The sequence below is a fragment of the Selenomonas bovis DSM 23594 genome (genome assembly GCF_000381005.1).
GTDB classification, from domain to species: Bacteria; Bacillota; Negativicutes; order Selenomonadales; family Selenomonadaceae; genus Selenomonas_C; species Selenomonas_C bovis.
This window is the reverse complement of sequence record NZ_KB908406.1, coordinates 1-16918: the sequence shown is the minus strand read 5'-3', so window position 1 is coordinate 16918 and position 16918 is coordinate 1. Positions and strand designations below refer to the sequence as shown.

The window sequence follows — 16918 nt, the reverse complement described above, 5'->3', positions numbered from 1 at the left end:
AACGCACCGCACACGGCCAAGCGCAATGTTGGCTAAAAAGCGCAGACGCAATGTTCTGCTCACGCAAGCAACCAGACGCAGAGCGAGCCGAAGAGCTTAAAGAGCTCGAGGAACTTGATCGCAAGCGCGAGGCCGAAGCCAGCAGAGAACAAGATTGATAATAGCAGAAAGGGGCTGTCTCACGAAAGCATTTTCGTGCGGATAGCCCCGTTTTCTTTGACCTCAATCACGGTCATCTGACACTGGCGATAATCATGGCATAAAAAACAGTACAAGAAACAGGCGGTCACCGATCGCCTCGTTTTTTGCACTGTTCTGTTTCAGGCTGCTGCCGCAATTTAGATGAGGTGCACGCCTAATCGCTGTGCCTGTATTTTGCAATGCAATTTAAGGAAAGCAGAGTTGAAAACTTCCGCCGAGGGATGTATAATCTCCTTGTAAAATTTGATTTTGCATATCTATATTTTACGCCTATTGCCAAGGATTTTTAAGTCCTTGGCAACATTTTTTTGCAAACTAAAAGGGGCTGCTACACGTTGTTAATACGTGCAACAGCTCCTTGTTCATGTTTCCTCTGTTTTTAGAATGAGAAGGTTTAGTTTGTAATAATAGACATTTTTGATTTTTGACTTTGCTAAGTGTGCATCCGGTATGGAATCCAGTCTTTTTTGTATGGTGGCTCGTGATTTTTGGGTTACAGACATCAAATCCTGCATCGTTACACCTTGTCCATAAAAAAGTGCGGCTTGCAGAAGGATGTAATAAATGTTTTCTGTTAGTTTATCACCTGAATATAATTCAGATAACTTTTTTTCGAAGCGTTCCAACTGCTCTTTTTTTCTGGATAGGAGACGGATGGTATCTTCAAAGGATATCAACAGCAATGACCAAAAGCCTTCGACAAAGGTTGTCAAATCTGCACGGTTCAATTCGCTGTCGGTATCTTCAAAGAGCGTATAATATTTTTTGCGATAGCGTTTTATGGTAACGGATAAGCGTATGGCTACCAAAGGATGAAAATGTCTGGCTAGGAAATAAGCGGTTATAAATCGGTCAGTGCGCCCATTTCCATCATAGAATGGGTGTATATAGGCAAAAAGATAATGGAATACAGACACACGGGACAGGATAGGCATATTTTCATCGTGCAATATGGCAAGTGCTTGCGTCAGGGCACTGGTGATGGCTGATTCGGGATAAAGACCGCGGTGGATTGTCTTTCCGGTGACTGAGGCTATATCAACAGATCCATGGCGGAAAATCTTGCCATCCAGTTTGTTGCGTGGATCTTCTTTTATGACTTCCTCATGAGCAAAACTATCATAAAAGTTGCGTATGTCTTGACAGGTGAAAAAAGGTATGTCATCCTTTGAAAGCAGGCTTTGATACTTATGGACAACACTGCTCATACGGTTGTCTGCGGAGAGTCCCTCATCAAGAACCATGGATATTTCCCTACGGGTACTCTTCACCCCCTCGATGTCATTGGTCGATTTCACCTCGTCTACAATGCACACTAGAGAAAACTGACGCAGGACCACAGGTGGGACTGTATTTACTATGTATAGGAATTCCTCATACTTTTTATTGATTTTTTCCTGCAGGAGCAACATATTTTCGGTGTAGCACAAGAAGGCAGGGTAAGCCCTTTTGTGGTTGTACTGCTTTATATCGAGGGAAAGGTGGCGCGTGAGGTCAGAGTGAAAACGGCACTGGTACACTTCCTCTTCGATATCCGGTTGTTTATAATGGATTTTCTTCAGGCTGACATATTCCATAGACTGATTCCTTTTTATAAAATCTCCCTTTTTTATAAGTTGCTCATGTCAACTTTTATAAAATCTCGCTTTTTTATAAAAACAGACGGCTCAACTACCGATGACCATCAATTGCATCATAGATGACAGCAAGATGCTGTGTTCGCTCTAAGGGTACTTCTCTTCTATTATAGTATAGCAGGAATGGAAGAGGCCATCAAGACAGATACTTTCCTTCGGCGAACCGAAGCACAGACAACGCGTCACATATCAATAACAGCAAAGCATCCCGGAGCGACTGCTCCGGGATGCTTTGCTATGGGGGCCAGGGATGTTTCGCGTGCTGCACGCCGCTCACCAGTGGCAGCGAAGCGGCACAGCACGCCTCCGCGCGCCCGGCAGGAGGGGCGCCGGGCGCGCGGCGTCTGGCGGCGCCGCGCTCAGCAGATCTCGACGATCACCGATGGAGTCATTGCGCACATGCCCCACGGCGTCTGGCGGCGCCGCGCTCAGCAGATCTCGACGAGCTCCATGCCGAGCATGACGCCGAGGTCGTGAATCTGCGATTCCTTGAGGCGGAACGAGAGCACGGTATGGTGGCCGCCGCCCGCCTCGATCCAGGCCGTCGCGCCCTCTTTGAGGCCGACCTTCGGCATCCAGAGCTGCTTCGCCACGGGGAGATGCGGCGTCTCAGCTTCGGCGCGCCGGCAGGTGACGGGATAGCTGATGAGGCGGAAGCCGTCGCGGAAGTCCGCGACGGTGCAGTCGATGCCCTCGCCGTCCGCGCCCGTGAAGACGAGGCGCGCGGGGTCGTCCTTGCCGCCGATGTCGAGCGGGTGCACCTCGACGCGCGGCTGGTCGCTCGCGATGGTCGGGTCAACCTCGAGCATGTGCGCGCCGAGGATGGCTTCGTGCCCCTTGCGCAGGTCGAGCGTGTAGTCCTCCATGAAGACCGTGCGGTCGTTGTGCGCCATGATCTTGAGCAGGCGCGTGAGCGCGGCCGTCTTCCAGTCGCCCTCGGCGCCGAAGCCGTAGCCGTCGCGCATCAAAAGCTGCGACGCGAGGCCCGGCAGCTGCTTGAGGCCCTTGAGATCCTCGAAGTTCGTGCAGAACGCCGTATAGCCGCGGTCGTCGAGGAATTTCTTGATGCCGAGGTACTCGCGGAGCTGGTAGCGCACGGAGCGCTCGAAGGCTGCCGCGTCGTTTTCCTGCGGATTCAGCGCGTACGTCTCCTTGAGCTTCGCGTACTCCGCGTCGATGGCCTCCTCCGTGACGGCATCGACGACGGCCACGAGGTCGCCGACGGGCCAGTAGTCGACGGTCCAGCCGAGCTGGATCTCCGCCTGAACCTTGTCGCCCTCCGTGACGGCGACGTTGCGCATCGTGTCGCCGAAGCGGCAGACCTTGATGCGGAAGCTCTCGTTATAGGCGACGGCGACGTCCTCCCAGTCGGCGATCTCCTGCTGCACCTCCTCGTCGCCCCACCAGCCGTAGACGATCTTGTTCTTGAGGCCGAGGCGGGCGTTGAGGTAGCCGTATTCGCGGTCGCCGTGCGCGCTCTGGTTCAGGTTCATATAGTCGAAATCAATCGTGTCGTAGGGGATGCGGTCGAGGTACTGCGTCGCGAGGTGCAGCAGCGGCTTTTGCAGCAGCACCGTGCCGCGGATCCAGTTCTTCGCGGGGGAGAAGGTGTGCATCCAGGTGATGACGCCCGCGACCTCGTCGTGGTAGTTGACGTCTTTCATGAACTGCGTGATGCCGTCCGCCGTCGTCATGACGCCCTTGCAGACGACCTTGTACGGCAGCTTGCCGCTCTCGTTGAGCTTATCGACGACATCCTGCGCGTCGCGCGCGACGTTCTTGAGCTGCTCCTCGCCGTAGAGGAACTGCGAGCCGGCGACGAACCAGAATTCATAGTCTCTGATGTTTTCCATAACGGTGACTTCCTTTCTCTATGAGACGCTGTCAAGCCGCTGAGTCCTGCGGCAGCGGTATTTCTCTATCTCTGCGCCTGCCCGTAGTAGGCATGGGCGCCGTGCTTGCGGAAATAATGCTTGTCGAGCAGGTACTGCGGCACGCGGCAGTCGGCGCGCGTGAGCTGCAGCGCGTGGTAGTTCATCTCGGCGACGACGTCGAGCACCTTCGCATTTTCGACGGCCTTCTTCGGCGTCGGCCCCCAGGTGAACGGGCCGTGCTGGCGCACGAGGACGGCGGGGACGGCGTCGGGGTCGAGGCCCAGCTTGCTGAATGTGCGCACGATGACCTTGCCCGTGTTCTCCTCGTAGGCGCCCTCGATCTCCTCCCGCGTCAGCGCGTCCGTCACGGGCACGTCGCCGTAGAAGCTGTCGGCATGCGTCGTGCCCATGGCCTCGATGGGGAGCCCCGCCTCGGCGAAGGCGACAGCCCACGGGGAATGCGTGTGGACGACGGCGCCGAGCGTCGGGAACTCCTCGTAGAGCACGCGGTGCGTCGGCGTGTCGCTCGACGGGTTCAGCTCGCCCTCGACGACCTTCCCCGTCTCGAGATCGACGAGCACGATATCCTCTGGCCGCAGCGTCTCGTAGGGAACACCCGACGGCTTGATGGCGAAGATGCCGCGCTCGCGGTCGATGCCCGAGACGTTGCCCCAGGTGAACGTCACGATGCCGTATTTCGGCAGGAGAAGATTGGCTTCATAGACTTCTTGCTTGAGGGATTCCAGCATAGAACCGCTCCTTTCTCTCACGCGTGGTCGGGGATCACGGCCGCGCCGCGCTCCACGGCGAGGCCCTTCTGATAGGCAGCGAGGAACGCCTGCGCGCCGCGCCTGCCCGCCTCGGTCGGCGCGAGCGTCGTCCGCTCCGCCTGCGGGAAAGCCGTCTCGTCGAGGAAGTCCGCGAGATCCTCGCCCGCGTGCCATTTCGCGAAGACCGCGAGCACCGCCATGCCCCAGGGGCCGCCCTCGCCCGCCGTCTTCATGACGGAGATGGGGAGGCCGAGGCAGTCGGCGAGCGCCTGCTGCGCGATGACCGGCGTCTTGAAGAGGCCGCCCTGCGCGATCATGACGTCCGTCTCGACGCCCTCCTCGCCCGCGAGGATGTCCATGCCGAGCCTGAGCGGCGCGAAGCAGCCGTAGAGCTGCGCGCGCATGAAATTCGCGAGGTTCATGCGGCTGTGCGGTGTGCGCACGAAGAGCGGCCGCCCCGCCTCGACCTCCGTGATGTTCTCGCCGGAGAGGCAGCTGTAATTGAGCAGTCCGCCCGCGTCCGCATCCGCCTCTCTCGACGCGCCGAGCAGCGTCCCGTAGAGCTCCTTGCCCGCAAGCGGCCGGCCGATGGCCGCGGCGAACTCGCCGAAGAGCTTCACCCACGCGTTGAGGTCGCTCGTGCAGTTGTTCGTGTGCACCATCGCGACGGGCGCGCCCGCAGGCGTCGTGACCACGTCGATATCACGGTGCACCTGCCGGAGCGGCGCGTCGAGCACATGCATCGAGAACGCCGACGTACCGACGCTGATATTGCCCGTGCGCTTGCGCACGGCGTTCGTGCTGACCATGCCCGTGCCCGCGTCGCCCTCCGGCGGCGCCATGAGCGCGCCCGGCGCGAGCTGGCCGCTGAGGTCGAGGAGACGCGCGCCCTCCGCCGTGAGATGGCCCGCGCACGCGCCCGCGCGCAGCACGCGTGGCAGGATATCGAGGATCTGCCACGGCTGCGCCGCGACGCGCGGCAGCGCGTCGAACTTCGCCGCGAGCGCCGCATCATAGGTGCCGCTCGCCTCGTCGATGGGGAACATCCCCGACGCATCGCCGATGCCGAGCACCCGCTCGCCCGAGAGCCGCCAGTGCACATAGCCCGCGAGCGTCGTGAGGAAGTCGATCTCCCGGGCCGACGTCTCGCCGTTCAGGATGGCCTGATAGAGATGCGCGATGCTCCAGCGCTGCGGTATATTGAAGGAAAACTCCTCCGTGAGCGCGTCGGCCGCCTCGCCCGTGATGTTGTTGCGCCACGTGCGGAAAGCCGCGAGCTGCCGCCCGTCGCTTGCAAACGGCAGATAGCCGTGCATCATCGCGCTGACGCCGATGCTGCCGAGCGCCTGGAGCGGCGCCTGGTAGCGCGCGGAGACCTGCGCCTTGATCTCCGTGAAGCAGGTCTGAATCCCGGCCCAGACCTGCTCGAGATCATACGTCCAGATCCCGTCCTCGAGCTGGTTCTCCCAGCCATAGCTCGCCGACGCGAGCGTCCGGCAATCCTTGCCGACGAGCACCGCCTTGATGTTCGTCGAGCCGAGCTCGATGCCGAGCGCCGTCTCGCCCGCGCGGATCTCCTGCGCCCGGCGTGCTTCCTCTTGGCGATTTTCTGCCATAAGGCGTCCCTCCTCATATGATAGAAGCTCATGAATATGCAACATACTGTGTTCGAGCACACTTTTATAACCCTTACAATACATCAGCTCTTTCCTTTTGTCAATCTTTATCTTATTTTATCGCGCTCAGCAGAATTATCGCTGATTTTCCGCATGGATTTTCTTTTATTACCCATGTTTGTCAAGTGTTTTTACGGATTTAACGGAAATTCTTCTTGAACTGCCAGAATTTTCTATTGACAGCGATAAAAAAAGCGTTTATCATCGTAATCAGAAAATGTGCTCGGGAACATACCGCCGCAGACAGACGATATGGCGAGAGCGCGGGGAAAGACTCTTTGGGAAGGTTTTTGCTTTATGAGTTAGGAGGTAGCAACATGAAGATGAATTGGCATGGTGCGAAGCGCATCCTATGTGCGATCGCGATGTTCGTGCTCTGCGCGTTCGCGCTCACCGGCTGCGGTACGCAGGCGACGAAGCAGCAGGGAGCGCCCGACAAGGTGAAGATCGGCGTCTCCATCTGGAGCTCGACGGATGTGCTCGGCTCCCAGTGCAAGCGCATCCTCGATGAGGCCGCGGACGCGCTCGGCGTAGAGCTCGTCTACGTCGACCAGGGACATGTATCGGAGAAGGTCACGGCCTCCGTCGAGACGCTCGTCGCCTCCGGCTGCCAGGGCATCATTATCTGCAACTCGTCCGACACGGAGATGGCTTCCGCCATCAAGACGGCCAACGACAACGGCGTCTACCTGGCGCAGTTCTTCCGCATCATCAACAAGGACAAGAACCCGGACATCTACGCGCAGGCGCTCAAGTCCCCGTACTACATCGGCGCTGTGCATGAGAACGAGGTAGAGAACGGCAAGCGGCTCGTCAAAATCCTCCTCGACAAGGGCTGCCGCGACATCGGCCTCATCGGCTGGGAGCAGGGCGACGCGACCTGGCTCGGCCGCTGGGAAGGCTACAAGGCCGGCATCGAGGATTGGAACACGAACCATCCGGACGACCAGGCGAAACTCTCTGACCCGCAGTACGCAGGCACGTCCTCCGAGGGCGGCGCGAAAGCTGCCGAGGCTCTCATGAGCGCGGATCCGAAACTCGACGCCCTCATCCCCGCAGGCGGCGGCGGCGACCCGCTCCAGGGCGCGATCGCAGCGGTCGAGCGCGCTGGCAAGACGGGCACCATCAAGATCGTCTCCACGGACTTCCTGCCGGATCTCGGCGAGCGTCTCAAGAACGGCTCCATCGCCGGCGAGTCTGGCGGCCACTACTGCGACCCGCTCTACGCGTTCATGATGGTCTACAACGCCATCAAGGGCAACAACAAGGAAGTCGCGAACAACTTCGTCGATATGGAGTTCCCGTACCTCTACGTATCCTCCCCGCAGGACTACGGCGAGTATGACAAGTATTTCGTCCAGAATCTCCCCTTCACGAAGGATGAGCTCGTAGAGATGTCCAAGATGACGCTCGACCAGCTCAAGGAATCCGCTGCGAAGCTCTCCATCGCTGACGCCGCAGCTCGTTCCGGCAAATAAGTCATCGCATCGAAACGGCTTGCCTGCGCCTCGCAGCAAGCGTATGAGGATAGCCAGTATCAGATGTGATACTGGCTATCCTGCTGTTAAAGGAGGGGAACTATGGACGCACGCACACAGAGCATGAGCAAGAAGAAACTGTCGTCCACCATCAAGGGATACCTGATCCTGTGCCTGATGATCTTCGTATCCTGGCTCGTGTTCAAACTTCTCACACCGGACAACTTCGGCACGCTGGACAACATGCTGAGCTACTTCCAGGCGAGCCTGATCGCCTCGGCCGGCGCCGTCGGCTTCTACCTCGTCATCGTCATGGGCATGTTCGATTTCTCCATCGGCGCCGCCATCATCCTCGCGAGCATCCTCGGCTGCAAGCTCGCCGGCATGGGCTACGGCTACCTCGGGCTCCTCGGCGGCTGCCTCCTCACGGGCGCGGTCGTCGGCGCCTGCAACGGCTTTTTCTACATCAAGCTCCGCATCCCCTCGATGATCATCACGACGGGCCTCGCGCTCATCTACGAGTCGCTCGCCAACATGATCGCGGGCGGTGCCGCGCAGACGCTGCCCGCGGATCTGCGGCTCTTCGGCCAGATGCCCGGCAACCTCATCCTCGCGCTGCTGACCTTCTTCGCGGCATACGCCATCCTGAACTACACGAAGATCGGCACCTACACCTACGCCATCGGCAGCAACGAGTTCATCGCGAAAAACATGGGCATCGACGTCGACCGCTACAAATTCCTCGCGTTCCTCATCAGCGGCATCTTCTTCGGCATCATGTCCGTGCTGACGATCTCCTACGGCTCCTCGATGGTCGCCGTCACGGGCATGGCCTCCATGAGCCGCAACTTCATCCCGACCATGGGCTGCTTCTTCGGTCTTGCCTTCAAGAAATACGGCATCCCCATCCAGGCCATCGTCCTCGGCGAGTTCATGATCAACATCATCTTCTACGGCTTCGTCGCGCTCGGCGCACCGACGGCCATCCAGGATGTGATCACCGGCTTCGCACTGCTGATCATCGTCGCGCTGACGACGAAGACGGTGAGAAGCGCCATTGTCAAATAAGGGGGTGTAGCAATGAGTGAAATCAGACTGCAAGTGCAGCATCTATCCAAATCCTTCGGCATCACGAAAGCCGTCCGCGACGTGTCCTTCAACGTCAACAAAGGCGAGGTGCACGCGCTGATCGGCGAGAACGGCTCCGGCAAATCGACGCTGACCAACATGCTGACCGGCATCTACACGATCGACAGCGGGAAATTCATCCTCGACGGCAAGGAAGTCCACCCGAAAAACCAGGTCGAGGCGAACGAGGAAGGCATCTCCATCATCGTGCAGGAGCTCGGCACGCTCTCGGGCCTCACCGTCGCGGAGAACATCTTCCTCGGCCACGAGGACCGCTTCGTGAAATACGGCATCAAGAACACGCGCGAGATGAACCGGCAGGCGAACGAGCTCCTGAGGAAATACGAGTTCTCCCACATCCGCGCGGAGGAGCAGATCGACGAGTACAATTTCGAGGACAGAAAGCTCATCGAGATCATCAAAGCGACCTACTTCTCCCCGAAGATCGTCGTCATCGACGAGACGACGACGGCGCTCTCCCAGGAGGGCCGCGAGGAGCTCTACAAGCAGATGGACCGCATCCGCGCGTCGGGGAACAGCGTCATCTTCATCTCGCACGACCTCGCCGAGGTGCTCGACAAATCCGACACCATCACCATCATGCGCGACGGCAGCTACATCGACACGGTAAAGAGCAGCGACGTCACCGAGGACGACCTCAAGCGCCTCATGGTCGGCCGCGAGGTCACGGGCGACTACTACCGCACGGACTACGGCGAAAAGGTATCGGACGAAGTCGTCCTCTCCGTAAAGGGCGTCTCCGTGCCGGGCCTCCTCAAAGACATCTCCTTCGACCTGCACAAGGGCGAGATCCTAGGCTTCGGCGGCCTCTCGGAGTCCGGCATGCACGAGATCGGCAAAGCCGTCTTCGGCGCCTCCTACGACCGCACGGGCAGCGTGCAGCTCGCCGACGGCACCGAGATCAACGACATCCCGACCGCCATCGCGCACAGCATCGCCTACACCTCCAAGGACCGCGACAACGAGTCCGTCATCCTCAACCAGAGCATCGAGGACAACATCACGCTCCCCTCGCTCCCGGATCTCGCCGCGGGCCCGCTGCAGTTCCTCAGCGACAAGAAGCTCCGCGCCTTCTCGGAAAAATACGCCGAGCAGATGTCCGTCAAGATGCAGGACGTCGACCAATTCGTCTCCGACCTCTCCGGCGGCAACAAGCAGAAAGTCGTGCTCGCGCGCTGGATCGGCAAGGACTCCGATATCCTCGTCCTCGACTCGCCGACGCGCGGCATCGACATCAAGGTCAAACAGGACATCTACCAGCTCATGAACCGCATGCGCAAGAAAAACAAATCCGTCATCATGATCTCCGAGGAACTCATGGAGCTCATCGGCATGTGCGACCGCATCCTCATCATGAAGGATGGCGCCGTAAACGGCGAGCTCGCCCGCAGCCAGGAGCTCAGCGAGAACATGTTGATTTCCAAGATGGTATAAGGAGGGTGCATGATGAGTGCGAATGAAACAAAACTTTCCATCGACGAGGAACGCGCCAAGGCAAGGCGCATGAACCAGATCCGGACGTATCTCCCCGTCGTCGGCCTCGTCGCCGTCTTCGTCCTGTTCATCTTTCTGACCGACGGCGCCATGATCGCCCCGAGGAACCTCATCCTCCTGCTGAACCAGGTCTACGTCGTGATGATCGCCGCGATGGGCGTCTTCTTCATCATGACGATGGGCGGCCTCGACTTCTCCCAGGGGTCGATCCTCGGCATCTCCTCCATCGTGATCTGCCTGCTCTCCCCGCACGGCATCGGCCTCGCCATCCTCGGCGGCATCGCAGCCGGCGCCGTCATCGGCGCGGTCAACGCCTACTTCCACGTCTGCCGCAAGATCGCGTCCTTCATCGTCACGATCTGCACGATGTTCCTCTTCCGCGGGTTCATCAAATACTTCGCCTCCGACTCGCCGGTTCGCGCGAGCATGGACGTCTACGACTATGACAGCATCGAGTTCAAGCTCGCCTGCACCGTCCTCATCGTCCTCGTCGGCTTCCTCGTCTTCCGCTTCACGCCGTTTGGCACCTATCTCAAGGCCATCGGCGCCGGCGAGCGCGGCGCCATGTTCGCGGGCATCCGCACCGACCGCATGAAATTCTTCATCTACACGCTGGCGGGCGCGCTGACCGGCTTCGCCGCCTTCCTCAACATCGTCAAGAACGGCTCCGCCACGGCCAACGTCGGCAACCAGCTCGAGACGCAGATCCTCATCGCCCTCGTGCTCGGCGGCATGCCGATATCAGGCGGCGCGAAAGTGCGCTTCGGCAACATCATCGTCGGCTCGCTCCTCTTCTACGTCCTCTACACCGGCCTCACGATGATCGGCCTCTCGCCGCAGACCCTCCAGCTCATCGAAGGCGTCATCTTCCTCATCTTCGTCGCCGTCTTCGCCGACCGGAAGGCGCTCAAGGTCATCAAATAGGAAAGCGAGACGCTGCCAGATAGCAGCAGACCTCCCGCAACCATCGTAAAAAAGCAGCCTCTGCCCGCATGGAGCAGAAGCTGCTTTTTGCTATGTAAATCCCCAAGAGCGCAAGCCGTCAGGCGCAGCGCGATTGGCCGGATTTACTGCAAGAACGGGCGCACAATGTCCACGAAGTGGACGTTTGTGCGTTGAGTTTGCTATGTAAATCCCCAAGAGCGCAAGCCGCAGGCGCAGCGCGATTGGCTGGATTTACTGCAAGGACGGGCGCACAATGTCCACAAAGTGGACGTTTGTGCGTTGAGTTTCCTATTTCTATTGGAAGCATCGCAGAGGTCATGCTTTTTTCTTGCTTGGGAAAATCACTTGATTGGTACGATATCCAGTTTATAGCCACCGCACAAATTGCTTCTTCATGAACATGTTGCGCCCATCCTTGCCGTAAGACCAGCAAAACGCGCTGCACCTCCGGCTTGGCAACCATCACGGGACTGCCGCACAGCGCGATTTCCCTGCAACGCCTCGTCAGGAGCATCTTTCTTGAAAACCAGAGGTTGTGAAAAATCCTTATGTGGGGCAGCACGTTCTTGTTCCTATGTTCCGCTGCTGGCTTCAGGCGTCCTGCCAGACGCTCTCGGCGATTTCCCGGATGAGGGCGATTTTCTGCCACTGGTCTTCCTCGGTGAGGAGGTTGCCCTCCTCCGTCGAGGAGAAGCCGCACTGGGGGCTCAGGCAGAGCTGCGCGAGCGGCACGTAGCGCGCGGCCTCCTCGATGCGCGCGATGATGTCTGCTGGTTTCTCGAGCTCCGGGGATTTCGAGGTGACGAGGCCGAGGACGACCTGCTGGTCCTCGATGAAGCGCAGCGGCTCGAAGCCGCCCGCGCGCTCGCTGTCGTACTCGAGGAAGAAGCCGTCGACATGGCAGCCACCGAAGAGCTTCTCGGCGACGGGCTCGTAGCCGCCCGAGGAGAACCAGGTCGAGCGGAAGTTGCCGCGGCAGATGTGCATCGTGATCGTGAGATCCGCTGGCTTCGCCGCGATGATCTCGTTGATGACGGCGACGTAGCGGCGCGCGATTGCATCGAGGTCGAAGCCGCGCGCCTTGTACGCCGCGCGCTTCTCCGCGTCGCAGAACTCGCCCCAGCTCGTGTCGTCGAGCTGGAGGTAGCGGCAGCCCGCGTCGTAGAACGCCTGCACGGCCTTCTTGTACGCGGCGGCGATGTCAGCGTAGAGCGCCCGCTCGTCCGCGTAGCGCGCGATGGGCGCGTAGTGCTCGGCGCGCACGCAGCAGATGAGGTGGAGCATCGAGGGGGACGGGATCGTGAGCTTCGCGAGCGTGCCGCCCGCCGCCTCCTTGAGGAACCGGAAATGCGCGAGGAACGGGTGGTCCGCCGGGAAGTCGATCCGGTCTCGGATCTCGAGCGTCGCGGCTTTCGGCTGTGCGCCCTTGAAGGCGACGGACCAATGCGCGGCGCCGACCTCCTCGACGCCGGTGAGTCCCGCGAGGAAGTCGAGGTGCCAGTAGCGGCGGCGCAGCTCGCCGTCCGTCACGGCACGGAGGCCGGCGGCCTTTTCCTTCGCGACGAGGTCGCGGATGGCCGCGTCCTCTGCCGCTCGGAGCGCCGCAGCGGAGATCTCGCCGCGCGCGGCGGCGGCGCGCTGCTTTTTGAGCGCCGCCGGACGCAGGAAGCTGCCGACGATGTCATAGCGGAAGGGGGGATTTTTCTTTGCTGTCATGAGAATCGCTTCTTTCTTTCAGTTACCTGAGCGCACGCGGCCCGCCGGGCCTTTTGATGTGCGGCTTTGTCAACGTTTTCTTGATGCTCCGAGTATAGCATGCTTCCCCAGCCATGTGTTAATATGGAAATTCTGTCAGTCGTGATAGCTTTTTTCTATCGCCGGATCCCCTGCGCGCTGCGTCGCGCACAGAAAAGCAGGACAGACGCCCGCCGGGAAACGGGAATCTGTCCTGCTGGAGACGAGGCGCAGGCAGTGCCTGGGCCAGACCTATGCGATTTGCCGAAACTCAGTCGAGGGCCTGGAACGCCTGGTCGAGGTCGTCGATAATGTCGTCGATGTGCTCCGTGCCGATGGAGAGGCGGATGGTCGACGGCGTGATGCCGGAGGCGAGGAGCTCCTGCTCGTTCATCTGGCTGTGCGTCGTCGACGCCGGATGGATGACGAGGGACTTCACGTCGGCGACGTTGGCGAGGAGGCTGAAGACCTTGAGATGGTCGATGAATTTCTTCGCCGCCTCAGCGCCGCCCTTGATCTCGAACGTGAAGATGGAGATGCCGCCGTTGGGGAAATATTTCTCGTAGAGCGCGTGATCCGGATGATCCGCGAGCGAGGGATGGTTGACCTTCGCGACGTGCGGGTTCTTCGCGAGGTAGTCGACGACCTTGAGCGCGTTCTCGACGTGGCGCTCGACGCGGAGCGAGAGCGTCTCCGTGCCCTGCAGGAGCAGGAACGCGTTGAACGGCGAGAGCGTCGCGCCCTCATCGCGCAGGATGAGCGTGCGGACGTAGGTCGCGAACGCCGCCGCGCCGACGTCCTTGGCGAAGCTGATGCCGTGGTAGCTCGCGTTCGGCTCGACGAACTGCGGGAACTTGCCGCTCTTTTCCCAGTCGAACTTGCCGCTGTCGACGAGCACGCCGCCGAGCGTCGTGCCGTGGCCGCCGATGAACTTCGTCGCGCTGTGCACGACGATGTCCGCGCCGTACTCGAACGGGCGCAGGAGGTACGGCGTCGCGAACGTGCTGTCCACGACGAGCGGGATGTTGTGCTTGTGCGCGATGGCCGCGACGGCCTCGATGTCGATGAGGTTCGCGTTCGGATTGCCGACGGACTCGATGTAGACGATGCGCGTGTTATCCTTGATGGCATCCTCGAAGACCTGCGTGCCCTTCGTCGGATCGACGAACGTCGTCTCGATGCCGTAGTTCGGGAAGGTATGCTCGAAGAGGTTGTACGTGCCGCCGTAGATGGTCGTCGCCGCGACGATGTGCTGGCCGCTGTGGACGAGCGCCTCGACCGTATAGGTGACAGCCGCCGCGCCAGAGGCGACAGCGACCGCCGCGACACCGCCCTCGAGCGCCGCGATGCGGCGGGCAAAGACATCCTCCGTCGGATTCGTGAGACGTCCGTAGACGTTGCCCGCGTCCTTCAGCGCGAAGCGGTCCGCCGCGTGCTGGGCGTTGTGGAAGACGTAGCTCGTCGTCTGGTAGATGGGGACGGCGCGCGCGTCCGTCGCGGGATCGGCCTCCTCCTGACCGACATGCAGCTGCAGGGTCTCGAAATGGTATTTTTTCTCTTCGCTCATAGGGCATCCTCCTCTGTTCTCGGTTCCGTTCGGCTGTCATAAAACATACATGATTAATATGTTTATGATTATACCTGTTACCTTGTAACTTGTCAAGCGAAAATCACGCCGCGCGCGAAATTTCTCTCTAAGGCTGCCCCCGCCTCCCCGCGGCCGGCGCGGGCGGCATCAGTCCGCAGCGGGCACTGCCGCGGCGGGCGCTTGCATCTCACGGAGCGGCCGCGTCACGCGCTCGTTGAGCTTCGTCTCGCGCACGAGCGCCTCGACGGCCTCCCTCGCGAGCGCCTCCGCCGTGCCCTGCGTACTGTACGAATCGCGGTAGTAGCGGCTCGTGCGCTTCGAGATATTTTTTTGCTCCGCGCGATCGTAGCCGTCGATCTCGAGCGCGACGTAGCTGTCCATAGAGATGGTATCGTCGTCAAAGAACGGGCCGCTGCCGTAGAAGATGTATTCGTGATAGTCCGTGAGCACGGGGCAGACGACGAGATCTGCGTCGAGCTTCGCCGCGACGAGCGGCATCGCGTCGCGGTAACGGGGGCGTTTCCCCTGTGCGCGCAGCTCGGCGCGCGCTTCCTCGAGCGCCTGCTCGACCTCTGCGGTCGGCAGTTCCTCGACGACGTGCAGCGTGCCATTGAGCGGCACATGCAGCGCGCGGTCGAGCCGATCCTCGATGAGCTCGCCTACCTCCTGCGGCGCGTACGGGCTCTCGACGATGAGCGGCAGGCGCGCGAGCCGCAGCGGCGTGCGCGCCTCGCCCGCCTGCGGCAGGAGCAGCAGACCGGCACACAAAAGGAGTACGGCGCAGCATAGTTTCTCAATCGCTTTCATAGCAAAAACCTCCCTCGCGCGGCAGAGGCGCCGCATGCCACAGGATGCCCGCAGCGGACGCGGCCGCCTCCGGGCGCCCGCCGCCCACGGAAGCACCTTGCTTCCGCCTTCGCGCTGCGTCCCCCTGCCCGCGGCATCCTCAGTGAATGGCCTTTTTCTTGAACCGGCCGCCCACGATGTCATGGACGGCGTTGATGGTCACGAACGCGTTCTCGTCCTTTTCGAGCACGATCTCCTTCAGCTTGTCGACCTCGAGGCGCGTCACGACGCAGTAGAGCACTTCCTTGCTCTCGCCCGTGTAGCCGCCCGCGCCGTGCAGCAGCGTGACACCGCGGCCGAGGCGGTCGTTGAGCGCCGAGGTGATGTCGTCGTGCTCGTTCGTCACGATCATGACGGCATAGCTCTCGTCGAGGCCTTTGATGACGATGTCAATCATCTTGCTGATGACGAAATACGCGACGAGCGAGTACATCGCCTTGTCCCAGCCGTAGAGCAGGCCCGCGCTCGAGAGGATGAAGAGGTTGATGAACATGACGACCTCGCCGACGGAGAAGACCGACCGCCGGTCCATGATGATGGCGACAATCTCCGTGCCGTCGAGCGAGCCGCCCGCGCGGATGATGAGCCCGACGCCGAGCCCGTCGATGATGCCGCCGAAGATCGCCGCGAGGAACGGATCCTCCGTCACCTGCCGGATCGGCTCGAACACCGCCGACCAGCCCGAGAGGAAGCAGATGGCAATCGTCGTCGCGATCGCGAAATTCTTGCCGATCTGCTTGTAGCCGAGATAGAGGAACGGCAGGTTCAGCAGAACGAGGAACAGGCCGAACGGCAGCTGCGTGATCGTGCTCATCATGATGGAGATACCGACGACGCCCCCGTCGATGACGCGGTTCGGGATGAGGAACAGCTCGAGGCCGAGCGAGGCGATGATCGAGCCGAGGAAGATCATGCAATACTTCTTGATGTAGAACGACGCCTTGCGGTGCTGGGCGATCGTCTTCTTCACGACGGGCAGCGGGCCGCCGGCCGCCTCTGCCGGGAGATCCTTCCTCTCCTCCGGCAGCAGGCCGCTGGCCGCCGCCTCCGCCCGGATGTCCTTCTTTTCCGCTTCTTCCTGCACGGGCAACAACTCCAATCTATTTTCACTGCACGATATACTTCTTTCATATTATAGGGCAAAGATGACAATCCGGCCAGAGGCGGCCGCGCGCTTTCCCAGTTTTCTTTTCCTTTGTATCTTTCCTGCTTGTTCCTACGCGAAATGTAGGAAAGTCAATGATGTGACACCAGAAAAAATCATACGGAAACGTCCCCATAGATGAAATCCATAATGTTTTCCGGCAACTTCGGAGCTTTTCTGGGAGAGCTTATAGGCATCAGCTTCTTCGTCATCTCTTCAGGCGTGAGCCAGCTGAGGACACGCGAGGGAATACGGTTGGAACGATATAGGTAGTTGGACATCTGATATAGAAGATCATTGTAAGAGTAGAAGCTCAGATGATTGTAAAAGCGCTCCTGGTCGTTCCTGTGGCTGCGTTCCACCTTTCCGTTGTGGCGAGGCG

The 16918-nt window shown here is 60.0% G+C and carries 12 protein-coding genes and 1 pseudogene; 4 read left to right on the top strand and 9 right to left on the bottom strand.

All coding sequences use genetic code 11. The annotated features are described in order from the left end of the window. Positions 1-563: 563 nt before the first annotated feature. The 4 genes from F599_RS0110605 to F599_RS0110585 form a co-directional block, all read right to left on the bottom strand. A complete protein-coding gene (locus F599_RS0110605) occupies positions 564-1778 on the bottom strand; it encodes a Fic family protein (RefSeq protein ID WP_019543510.1) in 1215 nt (404 codons plus the stop codon). Positions 1779-2266: 488 nt separating this feature from the next. Next, positions 2267-3691 carry an L-arabinose isomerase gene (gene araA / locus F599_RS0110595; RefSeq protein ID WP_019543509.1) on the bottom strand — a complete coding sequence of 475 codons (1425 nt, stop codon included), beginning with the start codon at positions 3689-3691 and terminating at the stop codon, positions 2267-2269. Between the two features lie 65 nt (positions 3692-3756). Next, the gene (locus F599_RS0110590) at positions 3757-4461 is read right to left on the bottom strand and encodes an L-ribulose-5-phosphate 4-epimerase (RefSeq protein ID WP_019543508.1); all 705 of its coding nucleotides are present in this window, start codon (positions 4459-4461) and stop codon (positions 3757-3759) included. A 17-nt stretch (positions 4462-4478) separates the two neighbouring features. After that, positions 4479-6098: a xylulokinase gene (locus tag F599_RS0110585; protein WP_019543507.1), complete on the bottom strand. Its 1620-nt coding sequence runs from the start codon at positions 6096-6098 to the stop codon at positions 4479-4481. A 377-nt stretch (positions 6099-6475) separates the two neighbouring features. Between F599_RS0110585 and F599_RS0110580 the strand changes: the two genes are divergently transcribed. From F599_RS0110580 to F599_RS0110565, 4 genes are all read left to right on the top strand, one after another. Then, positions 6476-7636 carry a sugar ABC transporter substrate-binding protein gene (locus F599_RS0110580; RefSeq protein ID WP_019543506.1) on the top strand — a complete coding sequence of 387 codons (1161 nt, stop codon included), beginning with the start codon at positions 6476-6478 and terminating at the stop codon, positions 7634-7636. 102 nt (positions 7637-7738) lie between these two features. Continuing rightward, a complete protein-coding gene (locus F599_RS0110575; protein ID WP_019543505.1) occupies positions 7739-8704 on the top strand; it encodes an ABC transporter permease in 966 nt (321 codons plus the stop codon). 12 nt (positions 8705-8716) lie between these two features. Continuing rightward, complete coding sequence (locus tag F599_RS0110570; protein WP_019543504.1) at positions 8717-10219, top strand: sugar ABC transporter ATP-binding protein; 1503 nt, start codon at positions 8717-8719, stop codon at positions 10217-10219. Positions 10220-10231: 12 nt separating this feature from the next. After that, complete coding sequence (locus tag F599_RS0110565) at positions 10232-11203, top strand: ABC transporter permease (protein WP_019543503.1); 972 nt, start codon at positions 10232-10234, stop codon at positions 11201-11203. A gap of 612 nt (positions 11204-11815) precedes the next feature. Here the strand turns inward: F599_RS0110565 and F599_RS0110560 are convergent. From F599_RS0110560 to F599_RS15885, 5 genes and pseudogenes are all read right to left on the bottom strand, one after another. After that, positions 11816-12940, bottom strand: a complete 1125-nt coding sequence (locus F599_RS0110560; RefSeq protein WP_019543502.1) for a 5-methyltetrahydropteroyltriglutamate--homocysteine S-methyltransferase — start codon at positions 12938-12940, stop codon at positions 11816-11818. Positions 12941-13229: 289 nt separating this feature from the next. Continuing rightward, the gene (locus F599_RS0110555; RefSeq protein ID WP_019543501.1) at positions 13230-14525 is read right to left on the bottom strand and encodes an O-acetylhomoserine aminocarboxypropyltransferase/cysteine synthase family protein; all 1296 of its coding nucleotides are present in this window, start codon (positions 14523-14525) and stop codon (positions 13230-13232) included. A gap of 168 nt (positions 14526-14693) precedes the next feature. Continuing rightward, the gene (locus F599_RS14890; protein WP_019543500.1) at positions 14694-15353 is read right to left on the bottom strand and encodes a hypothetical protein; all 660 of its coding nucleotides are present in this window, start codon (positions 15351-15353) and stop codon (positions 14694-14696) included. A gap of 139 nt (positions 15354-15492) precedes the next feature. Then, complete coding sequence (locus F599_RS0110545) at positions 15493-16371, bottom strand: YitT family protein (RefSeq protein ID WP_051081690.1); 879 nt, start codon at positions 16369-16371, stop codon at positions 15493-15495. A 347-nt stretch (positions 16372-16718) separates the two neighbouring features. Beyond that, a pseudogene (locus F599_RS15885) lies at positions 16719-16918 on the bottom strand (IS481 family transposase); the annotation flags it as partial.